This window comes from uncultured Coprobacter sp. (genome assembly GCF_947855755.1).
In the GTDB taxonomy this organism is placed as follows: Bacteria; Bacteroidota; Bacteroidia; order Bacteroidales; family Coprobacteraceae; genus Coprobacter.
The window spans coordinates 63,774-69,773 of record NZ_CANUAR010000023.1; the positions used below are offsets into that span (position 1 = coordinate 63,774).

The 6,000-nt window shown below is 38.9% G+C and carries 3 protein-coding genes; 1 reads left to right on the forward strand and 2 read right to left on the reverse strand.

Annotation, left to right across the window (positions count from 1 at the left end):
* Window positions 1-17: 17 nt before the first annotated feature.
* Window positions 18-863 carry a DUF3108 domain-containing protein gene (locus tag Q0093_RS11750; protein WP_294178222.1) on the reverse strand — a complete coding sequence of 282 codons (846 nt, stop codon included), beginning with the start codon at window positions 861-863 and terminating at the stop codon, window positions 18-20.
* Entirely contained in the window at window positions 781-2,775 is a 1,995-nt protein-coding gene (locus Q0093_RS11755; protein ID WP_297930665.1) for an Ig-like domain-containing protein, read from the reverse strand. Before Q0093_RS11755 ends, Q0093_RS11750 begins: the two co-directional genes overlap by 83 nt.
* Window positions 2,776-2,931: 156 nt before the next feature.
* Between Q0093_RS11755 and secDF the strand changes: the two genes are divergently transcribed.
* Complete coding sequence (gene secDF, locus Q0093_RS11760; protein WP_297930668.1) at window positions 2,932-5,925, forward strand: protein translocase subunit SecDF; 2,994 nt, start codon at window positions 2,932-2,934, stop codon at window positions 5,923-5,925.
* The last annotated feature ends 75 nt before the right edge of the window (window positions 5,926-6,000 follow it).

The window sequence follows — 6,000 nt, forward strand, 5'->3', positions numbered from 1 at the left end:
AGACGGTAAAGGCTTTTTTATTTACCTGTATATATCGCTTTTAGAGAACCTATTGCGAGTTTTCCTTCTACTTGAAGGGGAATTCTCCGTGAGTCATCGCTGATCCATGCCGTAATATTATCACTTACTTTTTCCCCTTTATTGTCAGAAAAGTGTAATTTGATCTTATAAGCTCCGAAGGGTGTTTTTTTCAAATCAAGGACTGTTCTGCCTAAATATTCGGCAGAAAGATGTTCTATATGATTTCCGGTGAAAATATCTACGTTTATACGGTCTCCTATATTTTTTGTTGAAAAATCTATTGTGCGTAGATAATAAAATACACTGAGCATGTCATAAGAGCAATTGCTTGATGTAATGAGATAATCTTCTATTGCGTTTCGTTTGGGTCTGTATAGAGTGATGTTTCCGGTGCAGATGCCGTTAGAATAACTGTATTTTGTTACGTCTTTACGGTAAGTTCGGTCTTCATCTGAAATTTTTGCGTAATAGTGTGGTATAAGTCCGTCTTTATACATGATGGAAACAAGTGTGTCCCGGACTCTGAAAATACGGTCGGCAAAAGCCAAAGTGCGAGCAGTTAATAATGATTTATAGTATTCCGTTCCGTTTTGGGAACGGATGATATCTATATCCAGACTGGCTTCTGCTGCACGTTTCCAGATAAATCCCCATTGATATATGACATCATACGGAAGAGATTCTTTTTTGAAGTCCCATTTGACAGGACATTGAGCTGATCCTTTTGGAATACAAAGTGCAAGAAGTATTATTAACAGGCTAACGGTAAGAGCCTTGACTTCGGGGTGTGATCGCTCCTGAGGGTCGGTTGGAATATACAGGTCCTTCTTCTTTATTATCATTTTGAGAATCATCCTTTTTTTCGTCTTTAGGTTTATTCTTGGTTATATCCAGCGGTTTTTGTTTATCCAGCGGCAGAGCATAGACATCCCATGTCTGTTCTACGTCCCAATTGGCTTTTAGATCGATGGACGTAGGGTAGTAAAAAACTTCTTCGGGCTGTCGTTTTTCTGCAAAGTTGCCGGTGTCGAATTTCCCATTTCCATTCCGATCTTTTATTAAACGAATATAGTATGTCCCCGGATCTACATATATAAATTCTGCACCTCCGTCTTTAACCGGTGATTTGCGTACCGGTTGGTCGCTTGAGTTTAGCAGCTCTACAAATGCAGAGTCTTTTATGCCTAAAGTTTCTATATAAAAATTGGAATATTCTTCAACTGTCTTTACTTTGAATGATTGGGAAAGTCTGTTACTCGGATTTCCATAAATACTGACGGCAGCAAGGGAATCGAGAGAGACCCTGTATTCGCCTCCCGGTTTCCATTTGGTCTTTAGTGAAAAAACTCTGTGTTTCAGGCTGTCTTGGTAAAATGTATAATCGTTTACAGGAGTCCATATCGTGTCGACTTTTAATTCTAATCTGAGGCTTTCTTCTTTTATGGAGTCGAGCGGTTGATCGAATGCAAAATTAAGTTTATCGTATATGTTCACGATAGAAGAGAATTGCGGTGTTATTTTCATAAACTCGATCTCCGGGACTTGTTCTTCGTCTTTTTTATCTTTTCTGCTTTTTCGAACAGGTTTTTTTCTTTCTCGAAATACTAAATTAAGTGTGTCTTGAAATGGTGTGAGTTGCCGTAAAGAGTCGGTTCTTTTATAGTTTGCTGTAAATTGTAAAGTATCCATATTGTAAATGAGCGAATCTTTAATCCAGTATAGAAGTGTGTCATTTGTCTGGTTTTTCTCGACGATAGCCCAATCTTCTTGTTGAAAATTCAGAGGAGTCAATACCGGAAGCGAATCGTCAGGCGCTGAAAAAATGAGAGAAAATCTGTTTCTGTTTGCCCGTTCGAACTTTTCTAAATAGCGAGATTTGAATTGTTCGTTAAAAACTTTTAGAATAATATTATTAGGATAGAAGTGGGGGAGAGTTACCATTTTTATCGTGTCGATTGTCGTACTGTCTGCCCATATTGTATCTGTATGCATCACCATCTCTACCGTCGGTGTCACGGTACTATCCATAAACGCAATGTCTTCGGATGGATTATCGAATTTGTAATCCCGGTTTGCATCGTTCAGTCCATATATGCGATATGTTCCGGCTCCGATGTTTTTTATGGAAAATCGTCCGTATGCATCAGACTTGGCGATTCTTTGCATCGGAGTTTTGGTAAATGCGGAATCGTTCAAGTTTGAATGTAAGCCGACAAGCATCCCTGTTACCGGTTCTAAATTTTCTGCATTCAGTAATACACCGCCTATTTGCAGTGTGTCTATCGAATTTCCTGTGGCGAAAGAGAAACTGAAATTGTATAGCGGATTTCTTTCGTTATTGTCTGATATGGCATCTGAGAAGTCGATTGTATAAGTGGTATTCGGAATCAATGAATCTTGTAATTCTACGATAACTTTGCGTCCCGATGTTTGTATTTGCGGTATGTTTTTTTGTGCAGGAGAGACAATGACTTTTTCGGTCGGTTTATCCACTTGCACTATTTCATCGAACTCGATTTCTATTTTGTTTTTATTGAAATTGAGCTGATTGGGTTTCGGATTGCTTTTGACAAATACGGGAGGGGTTGTGTCTATCGGGCCTCCGGTCGGTCGTGCAATGTTGGCACAAGAGAGTATAAATGCCGCAGCAAAAGCGGTCAATATAAAATTTCTTGCATATAGTAGCCATTTAGTTCTATCCGGCATCATCTGTATCGCTTGTTTTAAAAGGGTAAAGATACAAAAAAGTATCATTCGGCGATTGTTTTTTCTTTGATATGACAGATATTAACGGTGTCAAGTGCAAATTAATCAAACATTTTGCTATCGGAATAGAAAAAAAACATATATTTGCACCTTATTAAAAACAGGAAAAATCAATTAATCTAAAAATCATAAAGTAATTATCACATGCAAAACAAAGGTTTTATAAGAGTTTTTGCGGTATTACTCACGTTGGTATGTCTCTTTTACATTTCTTTTTCATTTGTAACACGGCATTATACGAAAAAGGCCGAAGAGTATGCTAACGGAGATGCAATGAAGTATAAGCAATATATCGATTCTATTGCGACTGAAAAGGTATATTTAGGATATTATACTTTTAAGCAGTGCCGTGAGATGGAGATCGGTCTGGGGTTGGACCTAAAAGGAGGTATGAACGTAACGTTGCAAATCTCTGTGGCTGATGTGTTGAGATCATTATCAAATAACAACACGGATGTTAATTTTAATAAAGCGCTGGCAAATGCTACTGCCAACCAGGCAGATAATAAAGATTTCTTATCCGCTTTTGTAAATGAATACAAAAAGCTGGACCCTAATATTCGATTGGCTGCTATTTTCAGTACTTATCAATTGAAAGATAAGATTACTCCCAATGCGACGAATGATGAAGTGGTAGCTGTTTTACGGGAAGAGTTGAATAGTGCGATAGATAACTCGTTCAATGTACTTCGTACACGTATTGACCGCTTCGGAGTTGTTGCTCCCAATATTCAGCGTCTTGAAAAGGACGGTCGTATTTTGGTTGAACTTCCGGGTGTAAAAGAACCGGAACGTGTTCGTAAACTTCTTCAAGGAAGTGCTAACCTCGAATTTTGGGAAACTTATAATCTGAATGAGTTTTTCAATAAATTGGCAAGTGCAAACGAGTTGCTTGCCCGTTTGGAAAATCAGTCGGAAGATACTTCTTCTAAAGCGGATTCTACAATTGTCGAGTCTCAGGATTCTACTGCTGTAACGGCGACGACTTCATTGAAAGATAGTCTGACTCAGAAAATAAAAGATATGAATAAGAGCGACGAGCAACAAAATATCAATGTGTGGAAAAAACAAAACCCGTTGTTTGCTCGCCTTAATCCTAATGTCTCTCAGGAAGGAGCTATCGGTAATGGACCGGCTGTAGGTATCGCTCATGTAAATGATACGGCTGCCGTAAATAAATATTTGGCAATGCGTCAAGTCCGCGAGCTATTACCTGCCAATATCGTATTTAAATGGACGGTGAAGCCTATTGACGAGAAAGAACAATATTTTCAATTAGTTGCGTTGAAAGCTACGAACGGCGGTCGTCCTCCTTTGGAAGGAGATGTGATTACCGATGCTCGCGAAGATTTCGATCGGATGACGAATTCTGCAGTGGTGAGTATGTCTATGAATGCAGAAGGTTCTAAAATCTGGGAACAGTTGACTCGTGAAAACATCGGACGTTGCGTGGCAATTGTTTTGGATGATCAAGTATATTCGTTCCCGGTAGTAAATACTGAAATTTCAGGAGGAAATTCTCAAATTTCAGGAAACTTTACTCCGGAGGAAGCAAAGGACCTTGCGAATGTATTGAAATCCGGAAAAATGGCGGCAAGTGTAAAGATCGTTCAAGAAGACATTATCGGTCCGTCATTGGGGCAAGAGGCAATTCAGAGCGGTATCATATCGTTTATCTTCGCCTTGGTTCTGTTGATGGTTTATATGATCAGTATGTACGGTGTAACTCCCGGATTGGTTGCTAATCTCGGTTTGGTACTCAATATGTTTTTTACTATGGGTATTCTTGCTTCTTTCCAAGCCGTGCTTACACTCTCGGGTATTGCCGGGTTGGTATTGTCTTTGGGTATTGCGGTAGATGCTAACGTGTTGATCTATGAACGTGCGAAAGAAGAGCTCCGTTTAGGTAAAAATCTTAAAAATGCGATTACCGATGGTTATAAGAATGCGTTCTCCGCAATCTTCGACTCTAACTTGACATCTTTGATTACCGGTTTGATTTTGTTCTTCTTCGGAACAGGTCCTATTAAAGGTTTTGCTACGACTTTGATGATCGGTATTGCCATGTCGTTCTTTACTGCTGTGTTCCTGACTCGTTTGATTTATGAACGCGGATTGGAAAAGAATTGGTTTAAACACCTTACTTTTACGACATCTCTTACAAAGAATTGGTTGACACATCCGAAAATTAACTTCCTCGGAGCTCGTAAAACCGGTTATATCGTTTGTGCCGTATTGGTTGTCATCGGAGTTATCTCTTTTGGTATAAAGGGTCTTAGTAAAGGTATTGACTTCTCGGGAGGTCGTAATTATGTGGTACGTTTCCAAGAACCTGTAAATACTCAAGAAGTCGCTAATTTGTTGAAACCGTATTTTGAAGGTAGTTCTTTATCGGTAATTACTATCGGTGGTGAAAACCAAGTGCGTATTTCGACTAACTATCGTATTGCAGAGAATGACGATGCAATCGATAAAGAAATAGAAACCAAGTTATATGACGGATTGAAGGGTATGTTGGGCGATAAGACTCTGGATCAGTTTAAATCGGATAATATAATGAGTATTCAGAAAGTAGGTCCGAGTATTGCAGAGGATATAACAATCGGTGCTATATGGGCTGTGATACTTTCATTGATCGCTATTGCACTTTACATATTGCTTCGATTCCGGGATATTTCTTTCAGTGCCGGAACGTTGGTTTCTTTGGCATTCGATACTGTAATCATTATTTCATTCTATTCTTTATTTTACGGTTTATTGCCGTTCTCTATGGAGATAGACCAATCGTTTATTGCTGCTATTTTGACGGTGATCGGGTATTCTGTAAATGATAAAGTGGTGGTATTTGACCGTGTAAGAGAGGTGATCGGTATTTATCCGAAACGGGACAGATATCTTGTGATTAATGAGGCTTTGAATAGTACTTTAGCTCGTACCATCAGTACATCGTTAAGTACGGCAATCGTATTACTTTGTATATTTATTTTGGGTGGCGATACAATTCGAAGCTTTACATTTGCCATGTTGTTGGGTGTTATAGTCGGAACTTTCTCTACTTTATTTGTTGCTGTTCCGGTTGCATACGAGATTATGGGAAGAAAGCAGAAAAAGGCTCAACTTGCAGAATCTGCAAAATAGAGATTTTGAGTTTAAATAAAAAGGGGCTGTCCAAAAAGTCGGACAGCCCCTTTTGCTATTGTTTATTTCGGTAAA

Coding starts and splice junctions, on each gene's coding strand:
- Q0093_RS11750 (WP_294178222.1), bottom strand. CDS start 863: ATGATAATAAAGAAGAAGGACCTGTATATTCCAACCGACCCTCAGGAG.
- Q0093_RS11755 (WP_297930665.1), bottom strand. CDS start 2,775: ATGATACTTTTTTGTATCTTTACCCTTTTAAAACAAGCGATACAGATG.
- secDF (WP_297930668.1), top strand. CDS start 2,932: ATGCAAAACAAAGGTTTTATAAGAGTTTTTGCGGTATTACTCACGTTG.